Origin of the sequence: Allosalinactinospora lopnorensis (assembly GCF_000981225.1) — a bacterium.
Lineage (GTDB): Bacteria > Actinomycetota > Actinomycetes > Streptosporangiales > Streptosporangiaceae > Allosalinactinospora > Allosalinactinospora lopnorensis.
Genome location: NZ_LAJC01000025.1, coordinates 30,017 through 49,317 on the forward strand (window position 1 = coordinate 30,017; position 19,301 = coordinate 49,317).

Annotated in this window: 11 protein-coding genes and 4 pseudogenes; 9 read left to right on the plus strand and 6 right to left on the minus strand. The window is 70.7% G+C overall.

The window, feature by feature from the left end:
- Window positions 1-218 precede the first annotated feature (218 nt).
- From VS93_RS11320 to VS93_RS11325, 3 genes and pseudogenes are all read left to right on the plus strand, one after another.
- Window positions 219-3,284, plus strand: coding sequence for a sacsin N-terminal ATP-binding-like domain-containing protein (locus VS93_RS11320; protein ID WP_046469916.1), 3,066 nt, complete (start codon window positions 219-221; stop codon window positions 3,282-3,284).
- Between the two features lie 87 nt (window positions 3,285-3,371).
- A pseudogene (serC, locus tag VS93_RS28040) lies at window positions 3,372-4,492 on the plus strand (phosphoserine transaminase).
- A gap of 95 nt (window positions 4,493-4,587) precedes the next feature.
- On the plus strand, window positions 4,588-5,586 hold the full coding sequence (locus VS93_RS11325; RefSeq protein WP_046469917.1) for a glycerophosphodiester phosphodiesterase family protein: 999 nt from the start codon (window positions 4,588-4,590) through the stop codon (window positions 5,584-5,586).
- A 28-nt stretch (window positions 5,587-5,614) separates the two neighbouring features.
- Here VS93_RS11325 and VS93_RS11330 read toward each other — a convergent pair whose 3' ends face one another.
- Entirely contained in the window at window positions 5,615-7,495 is a 1,881-nt protein-coding gene (locus VS93_RS11330) for an outer membrane protein assembly factor BamB family protein (RefSeq protein WP_046469918.1), read from the minus strand.
- 51 nt (window positions 7,496-7,546) lie between these two features.
- Window positions 7,547-8,569 (minus strand): hypothetical protein, encoded by a 1,023-nt coding sequence (locus tag VS93_RS11335; protein WP_046469919.1) that lies wholly within the window; start codon window positions 8,567-8,569, stop codon window positions 7,547-7,549.
- Window positions 8,570-8,669: 100 nt separating this feature from the next.
- On the opposite strand from VS93_RS11335, the gene VS93_RS11340 reads away from it, so the two are divergent.
- The gene (locus VS93_RS11340; RefSeq protein ID WP_046469920.1) at window positions 8,670-9,395 is read left to right on the plus strand and encodes a 3-keto-5-aminohexanoate cleavage protein; all 726 of its coding nucleotides are present in this window, start codon (window positions 8,670-8,672) and stop codon (window positions 9,393-9,395) included.
- Between the two features lie 169 nt (window positions 9,396-9,564).
- Here the strand turns inward: VS93_RS11340 and thpR are convergent, their stop codons facing one another.
- The 3 genes from thpR to VS93_RS11355 form a co-directional block, all read right to left on the minus strand.
- Window positions 9,565-10,113 (minus strand): RNA 2',3'-cyclic phosphodiesterase, encoded by a 549-nt coding sequence (gene thpR, locus VS93_RS11345; protein WP_046469921.1) that lies wholly within the window; start codon window positions 10,111-10,113, stop codon window positions 9,565-9,567.
- Window positions 10,110-11,339: an MFS transporter gene (locus VS93_RS11350; protein WP_046469922.1), complete on the minus strand. Its 1,230-nt coding sequence runs from the start codon at window positions 11,337-11,339 to the stop codon at window positions 10,110-10,112. The genes thpR and VS93_RS11350 overlap by 4 nt, the downstream gene beginning before the upstream one ends.
- 80 nt (window positions 11,340-11,419) lie before the next feature.
- Window positions 11,420-11,875, minus strand: a complete 456-nt coding sequence (locus VS93_RS11355) for a MarR family transcriptional regulator (RefSeq protein WP_046469923.1) — start codon at window positions 11,873-11,875, stop codon at window positions 11,420-11,422.
- 160 nt (window positions 11,876-12,035) lie between these two features.
- Between VS93_RS11355 and VS93_RS11360 the strand changes: the two genes are divergently transcribed.
- Together VS93_RS11360 and VS93_RS11365 are read left to right on the plus strand one after the other, a co-directional pair.
- Entirely contained in the window at window positions 12,036-12,392 is a 357-nt protein-coding gene (locus VS93_RS11360) for a DUF2530 domain-containing protein (RefSeq protein WP_394298815.1), read from the plus strand.
- A 57-nt stretch (window positions 12,393-12,449) separates the two neighbouring features.
- On the plus strand, window positions 12,450-13,937 hold the full coding sequence (locus VS93_RS11365) for a DUF7059 domain-containing protein (protein WP_046469924.1): 1,488 nt from the start codon (window positions 12,450-12,452) through the stop codon (window positions 13,935-13,937).
- A 46-nt stretch (window positions 13,938-13,983) separates the two neighbouring features.
- Here the strand turns inward: VS93_RS11365 and VS93_RS11370 are convergent.
- Window positions 13,984-15,089: pseudogene (locus VS93_RS11370) on the minus strand (citrate synthase 2).
- Window positions 15,090-15,235: 146 nt separating this feature from the next.
- Here VS93_RS11370 and pdxH point away from each other — a divergent pair.
- The 3 genes and pseudogenes from pdxH to VS93_RS11385 all read left to right on the plus strand — a co-directional run bounded on the left by pdxH (window position 15,236) and on the right by VS93_RS11385 (window position 19,289).
- A pseudogene (gene pdxH / locus VS93_RS11375) lies at window positions 15,236-15,900 on the plus strand (pyridoxamine 5'-phosphate oxidase).
- A 236-nt stretch (window positions 15,901-16,136) separates the two neighbouring features.
- Window positions 16,137-16,847 carry a metal-dependent transcriptional regulator gene (locus VS93_RS11380; protein WP_046469925.1) on the plus strand — a complete coding sequence of 237 codons (711 nt, stop codon included), beginning with the start codon at window positions 16,137-16,139 and terminating at the stop codon, window positions 16,845-16,847.
- A 196-nt stretch (window positions 16,848-17,043) separates the two neighbouring features.
- A pseudogene (locus tag VS93_RS11385) lies at window positions 17,044-19,289 on the plus strand (SpoIIE family protein phosphatase).
- Window positions 19,290-19,301: the final 12 nt, after the last annotated feature.

Genomic DNA, 19,301 nt, shown 5'->3' on the forward strand with positions numbered 1-19,301 from the left:
CGAACATTGTGCGGCCGATCGCGACCAGCGGCACGGTCTCATCCCGGCCTTTACCGGGAACGGAACGAAAAAGCGCATGCCGCGACCACCGGCTGGTCGCGGAAAGCGGACAGCGCCGGGTTGGAAAAGCCACGGCACCCCGACGCGGTGGAAAATCGCTCCGTTAACGATCTACCGGTCGCGTACCGTAGGTGCGCACCGACCCGGGAGGAGTCCGCATGGACCCGACACTGGCCGATCCGTTCAACACAGCTGAACTGCGGCGACGTGTGCTAGACGGATGGGCCGACGCCCCTGCGCGGTTCCGGGAGGACGCCAACGCCGAGGAGGACTACGCGCTCGGCGGCTACCGCGACCGGGTCGTTGTGGAGCTCGCGCAGAACGCGGCCGACGCCGCGCGCCGCGCGGGGACACCGGGACGGCTGCACCTGACGCTGGACGGCGCCGTGTTCACCGCGAGCAACACCGGTGCGCCGCTCACGGCAGCGGGAGTGGAGTCCCTTGCTACGTTGCGCGCCTCGGCGAAGCGGGACGAAGGCGCCCCGGGCTCCACCGGGCGCTTCGGCGTCGGGTTCTCAGCCGTTGTGGCGCTGAGCGACGACGTCACCGTGGCCTCACGCGACGGCGCCGTGCGCTTCGACCTCGACCGCGCGCGTTCCGTGGTCAGCGAGGAGCTGCTGGAATCCGGCCGCGCCCGCCCCGATCTCGTCGAGGAGATCCGGCGGCGCGGCGGCCATGTACCGCTGCTCCGGCTGCCCTTCAGCGCCGATGCGGGTCCACTGGACGACTACACCACCGTGGTCACCCTGGTGCTCCGGGACGAGGAGGCGCGCACCCGGCTGGGCCGGTTGCTCGACGAGACCAGCGAGGCACTGCTCCTCGCCCTGCCCGACCTCGCCGAAGTGCGGATCACCACGGACAGCGGCGAACGCGTCCTCACCCGCGAGTCCGGGGGCGGTACCGGGGATGAGCTGACCCGGGTCCGCGACGCGGCGGGCGAACGGATCACCCGCTGGCGCACCGTCGCCCGATCCGGACGGTTCGACCCCTCGCTGCTCGCCGACCGTCCGACTGAGGAGCGTGCGCGCCTGGACTGGACGCTCACCTGGGCGGTGCCGGTGACCGCGGACGGGGCGGCGGCCGGGCTGCCGGAGGGCGTCACCCCGGTCGTGCACGCGCCGACCCCGAGCGACACCGGGCTCGACCTCCCCGCGCTGCTCATCGGCACCTTCCCGCTGAGCCCGGACCGCCGGGGCATCGCGCCGGGCCCGGCGTCCGAGACCCTCGTCGCCGAGGCCGCCGACTCCTACTGCGAGCTGCTGTGCCTGCTCGACGCGCGCGCCGCCCTGGATCTCGTCCCCGTGACCCTGGTCGGCCGCGGGGAGTTCGACAACAGGTTCCGGGCCGCCATCACCAAGCCGCTGCTCGACACACCGTTCCTGGCGACCGCCCGGGGCGAACCGGTCCGCCCGCGCGATGCCGTCGTGCTGGAAGGCGGCCCCGATGCCGCCGCGGTCCTGGCCGAGGTGATCCCCACGGCGCTTCCCGGTGAGTGGGACCCGCGGCATCCCGGGCTGGCGCAGTTGCGGCTGCGCCGCCTCGGCTTCGCGGAACTGGCCGACCTGCTGGCCGACCTCGACCGGGAGCCGCGGTGGTGGGCGCGGCTGTACGCGGCGTTCGGCGCGGCCGGGCGGCAGGGGGCCGATCTCGACGAGCTCGGGGCGCTCCCGGTGCCGCTGGTCGACGGGCGGCTGGTCCGGGGGCCGCGTTCCCTGCTGGTCCCGGTCGGCGCCGGGTTCGGTGCCGGTGCCCTCGAACTGCACACTCTGGCCTCGCTGGACCTGCGGATCGTGCACCCGCAGGCTGTGGATCCGCTCCTGGTGCGGCTCGGAGCGATCGAGGCGAACGAGGCCGCGGTTCTCACCGACCCGCTGACCCGTGCCGCCGTGGAGAACTCGCTCGAAGCCGACGACCCCGACGAGATCGCGGTCCCCGTCCTGGAGCTGGTATCGGCTTCGGGGACGACGGTCGTCGACGCGCCGTGGCTGGCCGAGCTGGCGCTGCGCGACGACGAAGGCGGGTACTCGGTCGCCGGCGAACTGCTGCTCCCCGCGAGCCCGCTCATGGAGATCCTCTCCGACGCCGCTCCGTTCGGCGTCGTCGCCGCCGACCTCGTGGAGCGCTACGGCGCCGAGACGCTTGAGGCGGTCGGCGTGCTCTGGTCCTTCTCGCTGGTCCGGGCCGACGACGTCACTCTCGGCTCGGCGCTCACCGAGAGCATGGACGAGCTCGACGGCCTCGAAACGTGGTCGGGGGAGGTCATGGAGCGGCTCGGCGCCCACGAGCTGCCGCCCGTGGTCCCCGAGCTGGTCGCGGTCGCCGACCTGGAGTTCGTCCGGGAGGACCGCTGGCCGCAGGCCCTGGAGCTGCTGTCAGGGCCCCGGCTGCGCGCCGCGGTCGCCGAACCCACCCGCGTGCTGGGGGACGACGGCCAGGTGGCCGACGTCCCCTCCTACACCGCCTGGTGGCTCCGTACGGGCGCCAGGCTGGACGGCCGGCGCCCGACGGAACTGCGCACCGCCGACGCCGCCCCGGCGCTCGTCGGCCTGTACGACCAGGCTCCCGCCGGCATCGACGGGGAGCTCGCGCGGGCGCTCGGAGTACGCACCTCTCTGGATGAGCTGCTCGCCGAACCGGACGGTCCCGACGACCTCCTGGAGCGGCTGGCCGACCCCGGACGGCACGTGGAGCGTACGGCGCTGCGCGAGATCTGGACGTCGCTCGCCCGCGTTGACGCCGACAGGGTGACGCCGCCGGAGCGCGTGCGCGCGGTGCGCGGCGGGGCGATCGTGGTGGCCGACGCCGACGACACCGTCGTCGTCGACGCCCCCGACCTGCTACCGCTGCTGGCGGACCACCCTGTGGTGCTCGTCCCGGGCGAGCACACCGTGCCCGTGGCCGACGTTCTCGACCTCGCGCTGGCGAGCGAGGAAGTGGAGGGGCGGGTCACGTCGTCGGGTGATGTCCGTCCGGTCCCCGAGGAGGTCAACGTCCTCCTCGACACCGCGGCACTCACCTACGTCCACCACGAGGAGCTCACCGTCGACGGCGTCCCGGCCGAGTGGCGCTGCGACGGCACGGCCCTGCACGCCTCGACCACCGACGGCCTCGCCCGCGCCCTCTGCTGGGCGGCGGACCGGTGGTCCCGCCGGCACCTGGTGGCCGCCGTGCTCAGGGACCCGCAGGCGCTGCCCGTCCTCCTCGCGGAGACCGGTTTCGACTGAGCGCGGATCCGCTGCCGCGGTCCGGGATCGAGGCGCGCGGGACCCCGCACCCCCCTGTCCCGTACCGCTGCCACTAGGCTTGGCCAGGTGACCGAGATTCAGATTCCCTCAGACATCCTGCCCAGCGACGGCCGCTTCGGCTGCGGCCCGTCCAAGGTCCGTCCCGAGCAACTGAACAGACTGGCCTCCTCCGGAGCCACGTACTTCGGCACCTCGCACCGTCAGAAGCCCGTGAAGTCCCTCGTGGGGCGCGTGCGTTCCGGAGTAGCGGAGCTCTTCTCGCTGCCCGAGGGCTACGAGGTGGTCGTCGGCAACGGCGGAACCACGGCGTTCTGGGACATCGCCGCGCACGGCCTGCTCCGGAACAGGTCGCAGCACCTGGCGTTCGGTGAGTTCTCCTCGAAGTTCGCGAAGGTCACCAAGGGCGCCCCCTGGCTGGCCGAGCCGACCGTGGTCGAGGCCGAGCCCGGGACACACGGCGAGCCTCGTGCCGAGGACGACGTGGACGCCTACGCCCTCACGCACAACGAGACCTCGACCGGTGTGGCCGCCCCGATCCGCCGGGTGCCCGGAGCCGCCGACGACGCCCTCGTGCTGGTCGACGCCACCAGCGGCGCCGGCGGCCTGCCGGTGGACATCGCCGAGACCGACGTCTACTACTTCGCGCCGCAGAAGTGCTTCGCCTCCGACGGCGGGCTGTGGGTGGCGATCATGTCTCCCAGGGCGCTGGAGCGCGTCACCGAGATCGCCGGGAGCGGGCGCTACATCCCGGAGTTCTTCTCGCTGACGACCGCGGTGGACAACTCCCGCAAGGACCAGACGTACAACACCCCGGCCGTGGCCACCCTGATGCTGCTCGCCGAGCAGGTCGAGTGGATGAACGGGCAGGGCGGGCTCGACTGGGCGGTCCGCCGCACGGCCGAGTCGTCCTCCACCCTCTACACCTGGGCGGAGAAGGCCGCGTTCGCCACCCCGTTCGTGGTCGACCCCGCGCAGCGCTCCCAGGTGGTCGGCACGATCGACTTCACCGACGACGTGGACGCCGCGGCGGTCGCCGCGACCCTGCGGGCCAACGGCATCGTCGACACCGAGCCCTACCGCAAGCTGGGCCGCAACCAGCTGCGTATCGGCATGTTCCCGGCCATCGAACCGGACGACGTGCGGGCGCTCACCGAGTGCGTCACTACGTCGTGGGCAAGCTGGCCTGACCCGCGTCGACGGATGACCGCGGTGGCCGGGCCGGGACACCCGGGCCGGCCACTACGCTTGTCGGACGAGCGGGAAAAGACGAACGGATTCGGCTGTGCGCAGGAACAAGCGGGAACCCGAGGGCATCGCGATCATCTCGCACCGGGGCGCGTCGGGGCACCGTCCCGAGCACACCCTCGGCTCCTACGAGCTGGGGGCGCGCTACGGGGGCGACTTCATCGAGATCGACCTGGTGGCGACAGCGGACGGTCGGCTGATCGCGCGGCACGAGCCGGAGATCTCCGGCACCACCGACGTGGCGGACCACCCGGAGTTCGCCGACCGCAGGACCACCAGGCTCATCGACGGCACCGAGGCGACCGGCTGGTTCGCCGAGGACTTCACCCTCGCCGAGATCAAGACGCTGCGCGCCACCGAGTGGATCCCGCGCATCCGCCCCGACAACACGGCACACGACGGCGAGTACGAGATCCCGACCCTGCAGGAGATCATCGATCTCGCCAAGAAGCTCACCACCGAGCTCGCCCGCCCGATCGGCGTCTACCCCGAGACCAAGCACCCCGCCTACCACCGCTCGATCGGCCGTGACCTGGAACCGCCGCTGATCGCAACGCTGCGCGAGAACGGCCTGGCCGGTCCGGACCCCGAGGTTCCGGTGTTCCTGCAGTCCTTCGAGGCCGAGAGTCTGCGCAGGCTCTCGGAGACCGGGCTGCCGCTGGTGTTCCTCATGGGCGCCGGGGACCACTGGCAGCGCTACCTCACCCCCGACGGTCTGGCCGAGGCGGCCTCCTTCGCCCACGCCATCGGCCCGGCCAAGAACCTGGTCGTCAGCCGCGACACCGACGGCAACCTGGACGAGCCCACCTCCCTGGTCGACGACGCCCACGAGGCCGGCCTGCTGGTGCACCCCTACACCTTCCGCAGCGAGAACCACTTCCTGCCCGCGAACTTCCGCTCCGGCGACGATCCGAACGCCTACGGCGGTTTCGCCGCCGAGTACGAGGCATTCTTCGAGACCGGGGTCGACGGCGTCTTCACCGACCACTCCCGGCACGCTTTCCTGGCCCGGGAACTCTTCACGCAGCAGGAGTGAGCGCCTGGCGGGTTCGCGGCGCCCGGTGTCACTGCAGCCCGACCACCTCGGTGGCGCTCGGCAGGGTCACCACCGCCGCGCCGGGGGCCAGGAACAGCGGAGGGGACTCGGTTGGCCAGTCGTAGACCCCGGCGTTCCCGTTCTCCACGTCGAGGTCCAGGGTCAGCGGGTCGGGCTTCCCGGCGGACCCCCACGGGGCGGCCGCCACCGAGACCTCGACCGAGTCGAGCGTTTCGGGATCGTTCGCGCCCGTCACGCACACCGACAGCACGGCGTCGTCCAGTGCCCGCCCGTAGGGGACCGGTGAGTACTCGGATTCGTCGTCCCGGTCGTTCGTACAGTAGTCGTGCAGCACGGCGGTGCGAGGGTCGCCGCCGTCGTTGGGGTGCCAGGCGTACTCCAGCGGACCGCCCTCGGGCGCCCGTCCGACTCCCGTCTCGGTGAAGTGGTGGCCGGAGTCGAACCGGGTCCAGCTCGCCCTGTCCTTCGACGGCCCTCCGTGGGTGGTCCAGGCATTGGCGACGGAGAACTCCGAGGGTTCCTCGGAAACGGGTTCCCCGCTGCCGGTGTCGAAGAACTGCGTCGAACGGTCGTCGCTGTCGTCCATCGAGCGTTCGACGGCCAGCGCCGCGCCGTCCGCGGAGACGCTCAGGTCCGTGCCGACGGAGCCGACGACCCGCTCGTCCTCGAAACGCCACAGTTCGTCCCCGTCCCGGTCGTCGAGCGCCAGCAGGGTGAAGGTCTGCCGCCCCCCTTTCCCCGCGGCCTGCGCGTCGTCGAACTCCTCCGGGGCCCCGCAGTACATGGCCAGCGCCGCGGCCTCGGGGAGCAGCGCGAAGTCGCCGAAGACGATCGAGGCCGGAGAGAGCGCGAGGGAGCATCCATCGGGTGCGGTCCACCGCCACCGTTCCCGGCCGTCCTCCCGGTCCAGTACGATGACGCCGTCCTCGCCACGCAGCACGATCCCGTTCCGGGTGAGCCCCAGGGACTCGCCCACCCTGGTTCCGGGCCGGGAGACCCGGTCGGTCTCGCTGTACCCGGGTTCACCGGTCGCCGCGTCGAAAACCGCGACCGTGCGCTTGATCTCTCCGTCGGCTGTGTCCGCACCGGCCAGGAACGTCACCGCAACGGCCGTCCCGCCCGCGTCGGTGATCAGGTCCTGCGTCTGCGTCCCGAATCGCCGGTGGTGCCAGCGTTGTTTCCCGGTTTGGCCGTCCAGGGCGACCACGCTGTCGTCGAGTAGCACCACCATGCCGGGGCCGGTGCGCACGGCGTCACGCACCCGGGTCCCGTCAGGGGCCTGCCAACGCCAGCCCTCCTCGCTGACGGTGTCGGGAACATCGGCCGGTTCGCTTTGTGGGGGCTCTGCGGTGCTGGTGTCGACGGCGAGCACCGGAACGGCGAAGTACGCGGGAAGCAGCAGCGTCGCCACGGCCGCGCCGGAGGCGGTGGCCGCCCCGACCCGGACGGGGCTGGCCGGAACCGGCCTCGGGTCGTTTTCGGTGGCGGCAGGTCTGCGGGCGGCGCAGGCGTGTGCGCCCAGAGCCAGCAGTACCACCAGTACCCCGGCGGCCAGCAGCGGCAATGCCTCGCCGAGAAGGCCGGTTCCGAACACCTCCCAGGACAGCCAGCCGCAGTAGCCGGCGACCACGAACGTGATGACCAGCGGGAAGCCCCACCGGTGCTGCTCGGGCGGGGCGGGCTTCCTGCCACGCGTGGACGCGACCAGGGTGCGGATTCCCCGGACCAGCGCCGGTACCAGGGTGGCAGCGGCCCCCAGCAGGGCGAGGCCGAGCAGGAACGGAAACGCTCCGTCCCTGTCTTCCTCCCACATCACCAGGGCGGCCAGCACGGCCGCGCTTCCCAGGACGAGCGCGGCTGTCGCGGCGTGGCGCACGTATCGGAACATAGGCGGAGCAGTTCAGCGGAGGCCCGCACACGCCCGGCTTCCGGGACGGTCTCAGCTCTTGCGGACCAGCAGCACGATCCCGCCGATGAGGAGGGCGGCCACGGCCGCCCCGACCCAGATGAGACCGGAGGCGCCGCCGGTCTCGCTCTTCTCGGAGGGGGCGGCGGCCGGATCGTCATCCTCGCCGGCCGGCTCGTCCACCGTAAGCTCCTCCGGCACCGGGATCTCCCAGACGGGGCTGCGCTCCCCCTCCGAGCCCACGAGCAGTGACGTGCCGTCCGGGCCGAAGGTGAGCGATTCGCCCTGTTCCGTCTCGGGCAGCTTGATGTGCGCCACGCTGCTGCCGGGCACCCCGTCGGAGGCGTCGTAGAACGTGACCGCCCAGTAGGTGCGGATCGCGTAGTAGGAGCCGTCGGAGGCGAACGCCGCGTCGGTGGCGTACAACGGCGCCGAGTCGATTCGGGTGAGCTCGTTGGGACCCTTTGGGTCCAGGGTCTCCGGGGCCGCGTAGACACCGCCGGCGACTTCCTTGCTGACGATGTAGAGGCGCTGGTCGCGCGGGTCGATCATCATGCCTTCCGCGTCGCGGCCGCCGTCCTCGTAGCGGAACGTGAACGTCTCCACCTCGATGGTCTGGTCGACCGGCTCCGCCGGTTCGGTCAGCCGGTACACGCGGATGTCCGGCCAGGCGCCCTGAAAGTTGTCGCCGATGTCGCCGACGTAGACGGCCGGGTCGCCGTTGTCGTCGACGCCGGGCGAGACGGCCTCCCAGTCGCGTGCCTCCATCCCCGGGCCGGAGAGGGAGACCGTCGCCTTCGTCTCGCCGTCGCCGTTCACCGCGTAGATCTCCGGGAGGAAGTCGCCGCTGTCGTTGTGCGTCCAGTAGACGTCGTCGTGCAGCTCCGAGGCCGCCATTCCACTGGATTCGGTGATCCGCGGATCCTCCAGGTGGAACGCCACCTCCGAACCCTCGGGAACCTCGTTCTCGGGCGACTCCTCCGGGGAGGGGGCGGCGCCGAGCGTCGCGCTCACCGCGGACGCGATCGATACCGCGAACGCGGCGCGTTTCCTCATGCACGTTATCTTCGCATCCCCGGAAACTTCTCATTGCTTGCGACCGGCACCTTGTGGGCATGCTCCGCTCAACAGTGGCGCTCAAGGCGAGAGGATGGCCATGAGGATCGTCGCCTGTCTCAACGGTGATCGCCGTCCCGGGGCGCACCCGGCCCTGCCGGTCTCGGCAGAGCAGTTGGCGGCAGACGCCCGATCAGTCGTCGACGCCGGAGCCGACGAGATCCACGTCCATCCGCGCGATGCGACGGGGGCCGAGGCGCTGGAGCCTCAGGTCATCACCCCCCTGCTGAAGAGGCTTCGGGCCGAAATCCCCGGTGTGCCGATCAGTGTGACGACCGCCCTCTCCGCGGAGCCCGATCCGTGGCGCCGATACGACCTGGTGCAGCGCTGGGGCGGGCTCCCCGACTCGGCGACGGTGAACCTGCACGAACCCGGCTCCGTGGAGATCGCGCGGCTGCTGATCGACCGGCGGGTGAGGGTGGAGGCCGGTGTCTGGACGGCCGAATCGGCCCGCATCCTGGCCGCCACAGGGCTCGCGGACGACTTCTTCACGGTCCTGGTCGAGCCGACCCAGGCCACTGTCAGCGAGGCGCTGAGGAACGCGTCGGCCATCGAAGCCGTCCTCGACAACGCCGGCATCGAACTCCCCCGCATGCTGCACGGAACCGACGACACCACTTGGCCGCTGCTCGACGCCGCGATCGCCACGGGCCGTGACATCCGTATCGGCCTGGAGGACACGCTGCGCGGCCCGGACGGCAACGAGACCGAGAACAACGCGGCGCTGGTCGCCGTGGCGGTGGAACGGGCCGCCGCGGCGGCCTGAAACGGCCCGGCGAGCCTCGGCCGGTGCGGTTAGAGGAACGCGCCGATGATGACGAGGAGCACGATGGCCGCCAGCACCGTGGGCAGCAGCCACCGCTGCTTGCGGTTGTTGGTGAGCATGCTCATGGGCCGTCCGCTCTTCGAGGCGTGCCGCACTGTGCGGCACGCCTTCAGAATAAGGGCCAGGAAGAGACGGTGCGGTAGCGGGGACGCGAGCCGGGACGGCTGTGCACGAGGTGCACATTGGTGGCGGTGAAAGGGGTGGACTCAAGCGGGTCCAGTCGCGTGCGCAGCTCGTTCAGGTCGGCCGGGGCGCGGCTGCGCGCCAGGGTGAGGTGCGGGACGTAGGGCCGCTTCTGCACGTTGATCCCCGCTTTGCGGGCGGCCCTGCGCAGCCCGTAGGAGAGCAGGTTCAGCCCCCGGACATCGCCGTCGATCCCGGCCCACAGCACCCGGGCCCGCGTTGTGTCACCGGGGAATGTTCCGGTCCCGCGCACGACGAGCGACAACGGGTGGTGCAGCGCGACCTCCGCCCCGAAACGCCGCCTGATCTCGGATAGGCGCTCGTCGGGCACCTCACCGAGGAAGAGCAGTGTCAGGTGCCGGTCCTCGCGCTCGGTCCACCGCAGCGCCGGCGCCCAGGGGCGGAGGAAGGCCACCGCCTCCTCCATCTCCTCCAGCACCCCCGCCGGCGGGTCGACGGCGACGAAGAACCTCACGTCCTCCCCATACCAGGGGAACCCTTCCGCAGCCGCACCCCGAGCGCGCGGCAGAGCAGCACGGTCACCGCGAGTGTCACCAGGACCGTCACGCTGCCGCCGGTGGCGAGACTGACGCGGGGGCTGAACGTGTCGGCAAGGAACCCCACAATGGGCGCCCCAATGGGGGTCATCCCGAGGAGCACCAGCATGTACATGCTCATCACCCGGCCGCGCATCTGCGGATCGACACTGAGTTGGAAGTGCGTGTTCAGGGAGGTCGTGAACGTCATGAAGGCGATCCCCATGGGCACCAGCACCGCGATGAAGGGCAGGTACCCCGGTGCCAGGCCCGCGGCGATCTGCGCCACCGCGAACCCGAGCGCCCCGAGCAGCACCATGCGCAGCCGCGGCCGCTCCCTGCGGGCGGCCAGCAGCGCCCCGATCAGGGCGCCAACGGCGAGCGAGGCCGCCGCGACACCGAACGCGGCGGCGCCGGCCTGGAAGACGTTGTTCGTCATCAGTGCGATCTGCGTCTGCCCGCTGGTGCCGAACATCTGCAGAAACGCGGTCAGCCCCAGGAGGAGAAGCAGGTCGGTGCGGCCCAGGACGTAGCGCACGCCCTCGCGGATCTGCCCCTTGCCGCGCGGAGCCGGCTCGGTGACCTGCAGCTCGCGCGGACGCATCAGCCAGAGGCCGGTGAGGACCGCGAGGAAGGAGAGGGCGTTGATCAGGAAGACCGGGCCGCTGCCGATCGCGGCGATGAGCAGTCCGGCGACGGCTGGGCCGGTCACCCGGCCCAGCTGGAAGCTCGCGCTGTTCAGCGCGATCGCGTTGGGCAGGTCGCGGTGTCCCACCATCTCCACGGCGAAGGTCTGCCGCGCGGGGTTGTCCACGACGGTGACGAGGCCGAGGACGAAGGCGAAGACGTAGACGTGCCATACCTCGGCGGCGCCGGTCGTGGCGAGCACGCCGAGGCCGAGCGCGAGCACGCCCATGGCGGCCTGGGTGACGATGAGCAGCCGGCGCTTGTTCATCCGGTCGACGAGCGCCCCGCCCCACAGCCCGAACAGCAGCATGGGCAGGAACTGCAGGCCGGTGGTGAGGCCCAGTGCCATCCCGCTCCCGCCGCTGAGCTGGAGCACCAGCCAGTCCTGGGCGATCCGCTGCATCCAGGTTCCGGTGTTGGAGACGACCTGGCCCATCGCGAACAGCCGGTAGTTGCGGACGGCCAGTGAGCGGAACATGGCCGACCCGCGCGGCGGCCGGGGCCGCGCGCGGTCGGGATCCTCCTGCGGACCGGGCTCCGGGTCGGGCCCGGTGCCGGCTAAGACTGGCTCAGACGCTCCAGGATCTCCGCCGCCCTGCGCAGCGTCTCCTTCTCCTCCGGAGCCAGCTCCCGGAGCCGCTGGGCCAGCCATGCCTCGCGCCGGCGCTGGTCCACACGCACCAGCTCCCGCCCCTCGTCCGTCAGGGACACCAGTTGCTGGCGGCGGTCCTCCGGGTGCTTGATCCTGCGTATCAGCCCGCGTTCTTGTAGTCCCGTGACGATGCGTGTCATCGACGGCGGCTGCACCTTCTCGTGTTCGGCGAGCGCGCCGGGCGTCATCTGGCCGTGCCGGGCGAGTGTGTACAGAACGGCGCTCTGACCCAGAGAGAGGGAGGCGTCGGGACGCTGTGCGCGGAGTCTCCGGGCCAACCTGCCCACCGCCACGCGCAGCACTGCCGCCAGACCGGCGTCGGTCCGGGTCCGGCGGGAAAGGCGTGGCTGATTCGTTAGCATGGCTCATTACTCTTGCTAACGATATAGGGGCGTGTCAAATTCCCCTGTCACCAGGGGCACCGGCCTGCTCCTCCGGGCGGGGCCGCATCACCCGCCGGCCGGCGGGATGCGGAGGTCGCGCTTCGATGAGCGCGGCCGGCCGATCGTCTAGCCTGAAACTGTGCCTAAACCCCGGCCTAAACCCCGCCAGCCCGACCCTGAGGTCCTGGAGAGCGATTACCGCGTTCCCACGGCGCTCGGTACAGCGGCGTGGACCGTGGCCCTGGTCGTGTTCATCGCAATGGGCGACCGCCTGGACGAGTCCGACAGGTGGTGGCTCTGGGTCTGCCTGATGGGGATAGCGCTGGGGCTCTTCGGGTTCCTCTACATCCCCCGGCTGCTCCGCAAGCACGACGAGGCCGAGCGCAAGCACCTCGCCAAGATGCAGGGGGAGCGGAACGGCGCGGCGGAGCCGGGGCCGGAACGGCCCGGCCAGGGCGAAGAGGCCGGGCAGTCCTTCCGGGGCGACGGGGATTGACGCCGTTCTCCCGCAGGAGCGCCCAAATCAGTGCCGCATCTGTCCGATAATGGGCCCGTGCCTGATTCGCTCCGCCCAATTCCGCCCCGGCTCGCCGACCAACTCCGGCACGTTCTGATCGACGCGGACTACACCGTCCACGGTGTACGTGACCGGCTCGGCGACATGGCGGCGCGGGCCCTCGCTCGAGAACAGCTCATCCCGGCGCTGCGCGCCACCGGCGGGGAGGAGCATCTGGGGCTGCTGCTGCGCCTGTGGTGGTTGCACGCCCCGGTGCCAGAAGCGTCGGTGCGCGCCATTCTGCCGCTCCAGGAACTCGCGGACGTCGGCCTGCTCACGGCGGACGGCGGCGAGGTCCGGGCCGCGGTGCACCTGGAACCCCGGGAGCTGGCGGACGAACGGCCGGGGTACGTGGTCTCCGATCCCATCGTCCGCCCCGGTGACGGCCAGCCCCGCTCCGACCATGTCGTGGGGGCCGGCGGCGCCTCGGCGACCCTGTCGAAACTGATCGTGGAGGGGCCCGTTGAGCGCGCCCTGGACCTCGGCACGGGATGCGGCGTGCAGGCGCTGTACCTGGCCGGGCGGGCAGCCGAGGTGTGCGCGACCGACGTCAATCCGCGCGCGTTGCGGCTGGCCGAGATCAGCTGTGCGCTCTCGGGCGTCCACAACGTGCACATGCGGTCGGGTTCGCTGTTCGACCCGGTCCAAGGCGAGCGGTTCGACCTGATCACGTCCAACCCCCCGTTCGTGATCACGCCCGAGCCGGCGCGCTACACCTACCGGGAGTCCGACCTCCCCGGTGACGGGCTGTGCGCCGATCTGGTCCGGCAGGCGCCCCGCTACCTCACCGACGGCGGCTGGTGCCAGATGCTGGCCAACTGGCTGCACGTCGACGGCGAGGACTGGCGCGACCGGGTCGGCGACTGGACGGCCGGAACGGGGTGCTCCGGGTGGGTGGTCCAGCGCGACGTCCAGGACCCGGCGGAGTACGTGGAGCTCTGGCTGCGCGACTCCTGCGAGCACGGGACCCCCGAGTACACCCGTCGTTACGACGCCTGGCTGGACTACTTCGAGCGCGAGGGTGTCAGGGGGATCGGCTTCGGCTGGATCTGCCTGCGCAACGATGTCGCCCAGGACGCGACCGTGCGTGTGGAGGAACTGCGCCACGAGATCGAGCAGCCGGTCGGCCGCTACCTGCCCGACGTCGTCGACGGGGCCATGACCTCGCACCGCCTGACCGACGCGGCGCTGCTCTCGGCGCACGTGGCGCTGGCTCCGGGCGTGACCGAAGAGCGGATCGGCGTTCCGGGGACGCCCGACCCCGAGCGCATCCTGCTCCGGCAGCGCAACGGCCTGCAGCGGGTGGCGCAGGTGGGCACGGTCGAGGCGGGCCTGGCGAGCGTCTGCGACGGGACGATGCCGGTGGGGCCGCTGCTCGACGCCATCGCCGAGCTCACCGAACAGGACCCGGCGAGTGTGCGCGAACGCGTCCCAGACGTCCTGCGCTCCCTGATCGCCGAGGGGTTCTTCCGGGTGGCGCGCTAGGCGGCCGCCACGGCGCCGGGGGTGTGTACCCGGTCGGGGAGAGGACTCAGACCCCCCGGGCCAGGGCATCGTCGGCGCCAGGGACCTCCTTGACGTCGCGCTCGGCCGGGCCGATGTAGTGGGCGCTCGGACGCACCAGGCGGCCGCTGCGCTTCTCCTCCAGGATGTGCGCCGACCACCCGGCGGTGCGGGCGCAGGTGAACATCGACGTGAACATCGACGACGGGATCTCCGCGAAGTCCAGGACCACCGCGGCCCAGTACTCGACGTTGGTGGCGATGACACGGTCGGGTTTGCGGGCGTGCAGCTCCTCCAGCGCGGCGTTCTCCAGCGCGATGGCGACCTCGTACCGCGAGGCGTCGAGCTCCTCGGCGGTGCGGCGCAGCACGCGGGCTCTGGGGTCCTCGGCCCGGTATACACGGTGGCCGAAGCCCATGAGCCGCTCGCCCTGGTCGAGGGCCCTGCTGACGTAGGTGCGCGCGTCGCCGATGCGCTCGGTCTCGTCGAGCATGTGCAGCACCCGGGCCGGGGCGCCGCCGTGCAGCGGGCCGGACATGGCGCCCACGCCGCCTGAGAGCGCGGCGGCGACGTCGGCACCGGTGGAGGCGATGACGCGCGCGGTGAACGTGGAGGCGTTCATGCCGTGCTCGGCGGCGGAGGTCCAGTAGCGTCCACAGCCTTGACGTGCCGCGGATCGGGGTCGCCGCGGAGCTGGATCATGAACTGCTCGACGACGGAGGCGCCTTCGCTGACCCGGCTTTGCGGTACCTGCGGCTGGTCGCCGCGCGCGGACTGGGCGATGACCGAGAGAGCGGCGGAGGTGGCGTGGGCGACGTTGTCCCGGGCCTCGTCCTCGTCGATGTCGAGCAGCGGTTTGAGGCCCCAGAGGGGTGCCAGGGTCGCCAGCGTGCTCTGCACGTCGACGCGGACGTCACCCGTGGTCACCGACAGGGTGATCGGTTCGGCGTAGGGAAGTCCGGGGTCGAAGCTGTCGTCGACCAACAGCCCCCACACGCGTCCGAAGCTCACACGGCCGACGAGGCTCTCGATGTCGACACCGCGGTAGCGGAGGGCGCCGCCCTCCTTGTCCGGTTCGGCGATCTCCGTCTCGAACGCCACTACTCCCTCAAGCCCGGGTTTGAAGTCCGACATGCCGGCTTCCTCCGTCTCCTCGGCCCATGGACGCGGGGTGGGTCCTCGGACCTTTTGCGGATGTTTCGGTAACACGTGAGGTCTCGCTGTTGGTAACGCGTCCCAAAGTGGCGCGTACCCCACAGATCGTGTGAGGATGCTCCACTGTGAACCATCGTGACCTCGCTGATCTGCGGGAACCCTACGACGGTACGCCTTTGTGCCGGGACGACCTGTCCGCCCACCCCATGGAGCAGTTCCACATCTGGTTCACGCAGGCCCGTACTTCGGGTCTGGCCGAACCGAACGCCATGGCACTGGCGACAGTCGGGCCGCGAGGCATTCCCCGGACGCGAACGGTTCTCCTCAAAGGATATAACCGGTCCGGTCTGCGGTTCTTTACCAACTACCGCTCGCGCAAGGGGGAAGCGCTGCTGGAGAACCCCTACGTGAGCGCCGTTTTCCCATGGCATCCCGTCCAACGCCAGGTCACGCTCGTGGGGCGGGCGGAAAGGCTCGGCGACGAGGAGAACGACGCGTACTTCCGCACGCGGCCGCGGGGATCGCAGGTCAGCGCGTGGGCGAGCGAGCGCCAGTCGTCGCGGGTGCCGAACCGGGCCGAGCTTGAGAGGCTCTACCGGCGGTTCGACGACGCCTGGGGGGCCGACGAGGAGATCCCGCGCCCGGACTACTGGGGCGGTTTCCGGATCAGCCGTTCGAGGTGGAGTTCTGGCAGGGGCGGGCCGATCGGATGCACGACCGGTTCCGTTACCTGCTCAGGACCGGGGAAGGGGCCGACAGTACGTGGGACATCGAGCGGTTGTCGCCGTGAACCGCGGCCCCGGGGGCGGATTCGCCCGCACCGGTGGGAGGTGGGGTTCGCGCCACCACGCTATGATTAAAGCCATCGGTGGCCGCTCCCGCGGCCAGGGGCGAACGGTACCGGGGAATGCCGCCGGACATCCGAGAGATCGGGCCGGGGCCGCTTCGGAATCTGCTGTCTCTGGCCTGTGTTGAGAGATCTGCCGTTGCTTGACTCTCAACGGGCCCACGAGGGGAGGGGGAGCCTTGACCGCACACGGGCTCATCGACACTACGGAGATGTACCTCCGCACCATCTTCGAGCTCGAAGAGGAGGGCATCGTTCCGCTGCGCGCGCGCATCGCCGAGCGCCTCCAGCAGAGCGGTCCGACGGTCAGCCAGACGGTCGCCAGGATGGAGCGCGACGGTCTGCTCCGCGTCGAGAACGACCGGCACCTCGTGATGACCGGTGAGGGAAGCAGGCTCGCCACCCTGGTCATGCGCAAGCACCGGCTCGCTGAGCGTCTGCTGGTGGACGTGATCGGGCTGCCCTGGGAGGACGTGCACGTCGAGGCGTGCCGTTGGGAGCACGTGATCTCCGAGGCCGTCGAGGAACGACTGGTCCGCCTGTTGAACGGCCCCTCTGTCTGCCCGCACGGCAACCCCATCCCCGGCCTCGATGAGCTGGGTCTGGCCGACTACGAGCCCGAGCCGTTCTCGGACGACTCGATCGTTCCGATGCTCGACGTCGCCAACGCCACCCAGAGCACGGTCACCGTTCGCCGCATCAGCGAGCAACTGCAGAGTGACACGGATGTAATGCTGGATCTCAAACGTGCCGGGGTACGCCCCGGGCAGGAAGTGACGCTCGTCGCGAGCGACGGCGGTGTGCGAGTGATGGGTGGTAGCGGCGAGAATGACGGCCCGAGCGAACTGTCACGGCAGATCGCCGGTCATATCTTCGTGGCCAAGCCCTAGGCGCGCCCCGGGGCCTCCATAGTCCCCCCGGGGGAGCTGAAATGTCGCGTTGCTCTGCGGATATGTCCGGACTGTTGCTACGCTCAGCCCATGGCGGAGCTGGTGGGCGTGGTGTGGCACAGGCTCGGCGCACAAGGCCGGCGTGGGGCTCGTGGAGCACTATGAGTACAGTCCGTGACGACGAGGTGGCGGCTTTATGACGCTGTGGGGGGATGCCTTCTCCGGCGATGATGCGCTCACCGGGTCTGCTGTTATGGAGCAGGCCCAGGTCGCCGTTGTCGTGATCGATCGCTTCAGCCACCTCCGTTACTGGAACGCGTTCGCCCGCGAGCTGTTCGGTTTCGTCGGCGGCCGTGACTACCGGGGGATGTCGCTCCTCGACATCGGCATCCACGAGGCCGACCACGAACGCGCCTCCCAGCTCGCCCGGAAGGTGCTCAAGGGCGAGACGTGGGAGGGCACGTTCGCCGTCGTACGCGGTGACGGCACCTGGGTCCACGTGCGCGCCCAGGCGGTCCCGATGCGGCAGGAAGCCGACACGATCGACGGCGTCGTGCTCTTCGCGCACGAGGCCCTCCGCAACGGTCGGGTGGAGGAGCAGTACGGTCTCCTGGAACGGGTCGGGAGCCGGCTGGCGAGCTCGCTGGAGTTCGACTCCACCATGAAGTCGGTCGCCGAGATCCTGGTACCGCAGTTCGCCGACCACTGCTTCATCGACCTCTTCGAACACGACGGGCTGGTGCGGCGGGTCTCCGTGCACGCCCAGGGCTGGACGCCGCCGAACGGGACCTGGTTCGACGTCGGTGAAGAGGTCCTATATCCGGACCGCCACTTCATATCCACCGCGGTGCGGCGCATGGAGACCATGGTCATCAGCGACCTGGAACCCTCCATGTACGCCCCCAGCGAACGCTCGGCCCAGGTCGCTGAGCAGGTGGGGGTGACATCGGCCATAGCGGCACCGCTGCGTGCCCGCGGTGAACTCCTGGGCGTGATCACGCTCGCCCTCTCCCATCTCACCTACCGGGACAAGCGGAGCTACGACGGCTTCGACCGCGACCTGGTCGGCGCGATCGCCTCGCGTGTCGCGCTGGCCATCGACAACGCCCGGCTGTTCGAGGAGGAGCGCAGTACGGCGCTGGCGTTCCAGAACAGCCTGCTCCCGAGTTCGTTTCCGCAGTGCGACGGTTTATCGATCGCGCACCGGTACGTTCCGGCCAAGCCACTGGAATCGCAGGGACGGGGTATCCAGACCCAGGTCGGGGGCGACTTCTACGACGTGATCCCGCTATCGGCGGGGCGGGTCGGGATCGTCGTCGGTGATGTCGAGGGCAGGGGACCGCACGCCGCCGCGGTCATGGGCCAACTGCGTGCCGCGTTGCGCGCGTTCGCCCAGGCGGACCGGGAACCGGCCGACATCCTCCGCGAGCTCGACGAATGGGTCCGCCAGCTCGGCCTGCCCGACGGCGACGGCGAGATCTGGGTGCCCAGCGTCAGCTGCCTGTACATGGTCTACGACGCGTGGTCGCGCGAACTCTCCTATGCCAACGCCGGCCACATGGCGCCGCTGCTCATCAGTGGTGGAGGGGTCGACGATCTCGCGCTGGAGGTGTCCGACACCCTACTGGGCGTGAAGCTCAAGGGTGTTCCCTACGATGACGCCATCTACCACCAGGCCGACACCACCCTCCCAGCAGGGGCCACGCTGGTCCTGTACACCGATGGCCTGGTCGACCGGCGGCCACTGGGCGGGACGGTCGACATCCAGCGGTCCCTGGCGCAGTTGTACGAGCGCGTGCGCGAGGTCGCGGACAAGGACGTCGAGCAGATCGCGGAGGCCGCCGTCACCGCGGTCCCGGGGGAGATCGACGACGACACCGCGCTGCTCGTCGTGCGCTCCCACCCGGAGGAGCTGGCCCTGGAGGAGGGCTGGTTCGCCGCGGAGCCGCCCACGGTCGGAGAGGCCCGCCACCTGGCGGCGACCACGTTCAAGAACTGGGGTATGGACCGCGACCAGGCCGAGCTGGCCTGCCTGCTGGTCTCGGAGATCGTCACCAACGTCGTCATCCACGCGACCCCGCACCCCGTCCGCCGGGAGTTCCACACCGAGGGCGTCACCGACACCGATTCCCCTTTCGATATCGGAGGCCTGGCGGGGGACTTCGACGAGGACTGGTCGGATCTGCTGGCGGAGGCGGCGGAGGAGGACACCGACGAGCAGAACGGGCGGGAGTTCCTGCTCCGGTTGCGGCGCGGGGCGTCGTCGGTCTGGGTCGAGGTGTTCGACCACGACCTGAGCTTCCGCGGATCCGCAGTGCCGGGGCCGACGACGAGGGCGGCCGGGGGCTGTACCTGGTCGACCAGCTCGCCAGCAGGTGGGGGTCGCGCCCGACACCAGAGGGCAAGGCCGTCTGGTTCGAGATTCCCATGCGGACGAAGTAGCCCCGCCCTTTT

Coding starts and splice junctions, on each gene's coding strand:
- VS93_RS11320 (WP_046469916.1), top strand. CDS start 219: ATGGACCCGACACTGGCCGATCCGTTCAACACAGCTGAACTGCGGCGA.
- VS93_RS11330 (WP_046469918.1), bottom strand. CDS start 7,495: ATGTTCCGATACGTGCGCCACGCCGCGACAGCCGCGCTCGTCCTGGGA.
- VS93_RS11335 (WP_046469919.1), bottom strand. CDS start 8,569: ATGAGGAAACGCGCCGCGTTCGCGGTATCGATCGCGTCCGCGGTGAGC.
- VS93_RS11340 (WP_046469920.1), top strand. CDS start 8,670: ATGAGGATCGTCGCCTGTCTCAACGGTGATCGCCGTCCCGGGGCGCAC.
- VS93_RS11350 (WP_046469922.1), bottom strand. CDS start 11,339: ATGTTCCGCTCACTGGCCGTCCGCAACTACCGGCTGTTCGCGATGGGC.
- VS93_RS11355 (WP_046469923.1), bottom strand. CDS start 11,875: ATGCTAACGAATCAGCCACGCCTTTCCCGCCGGACCCGGACCGACGCC.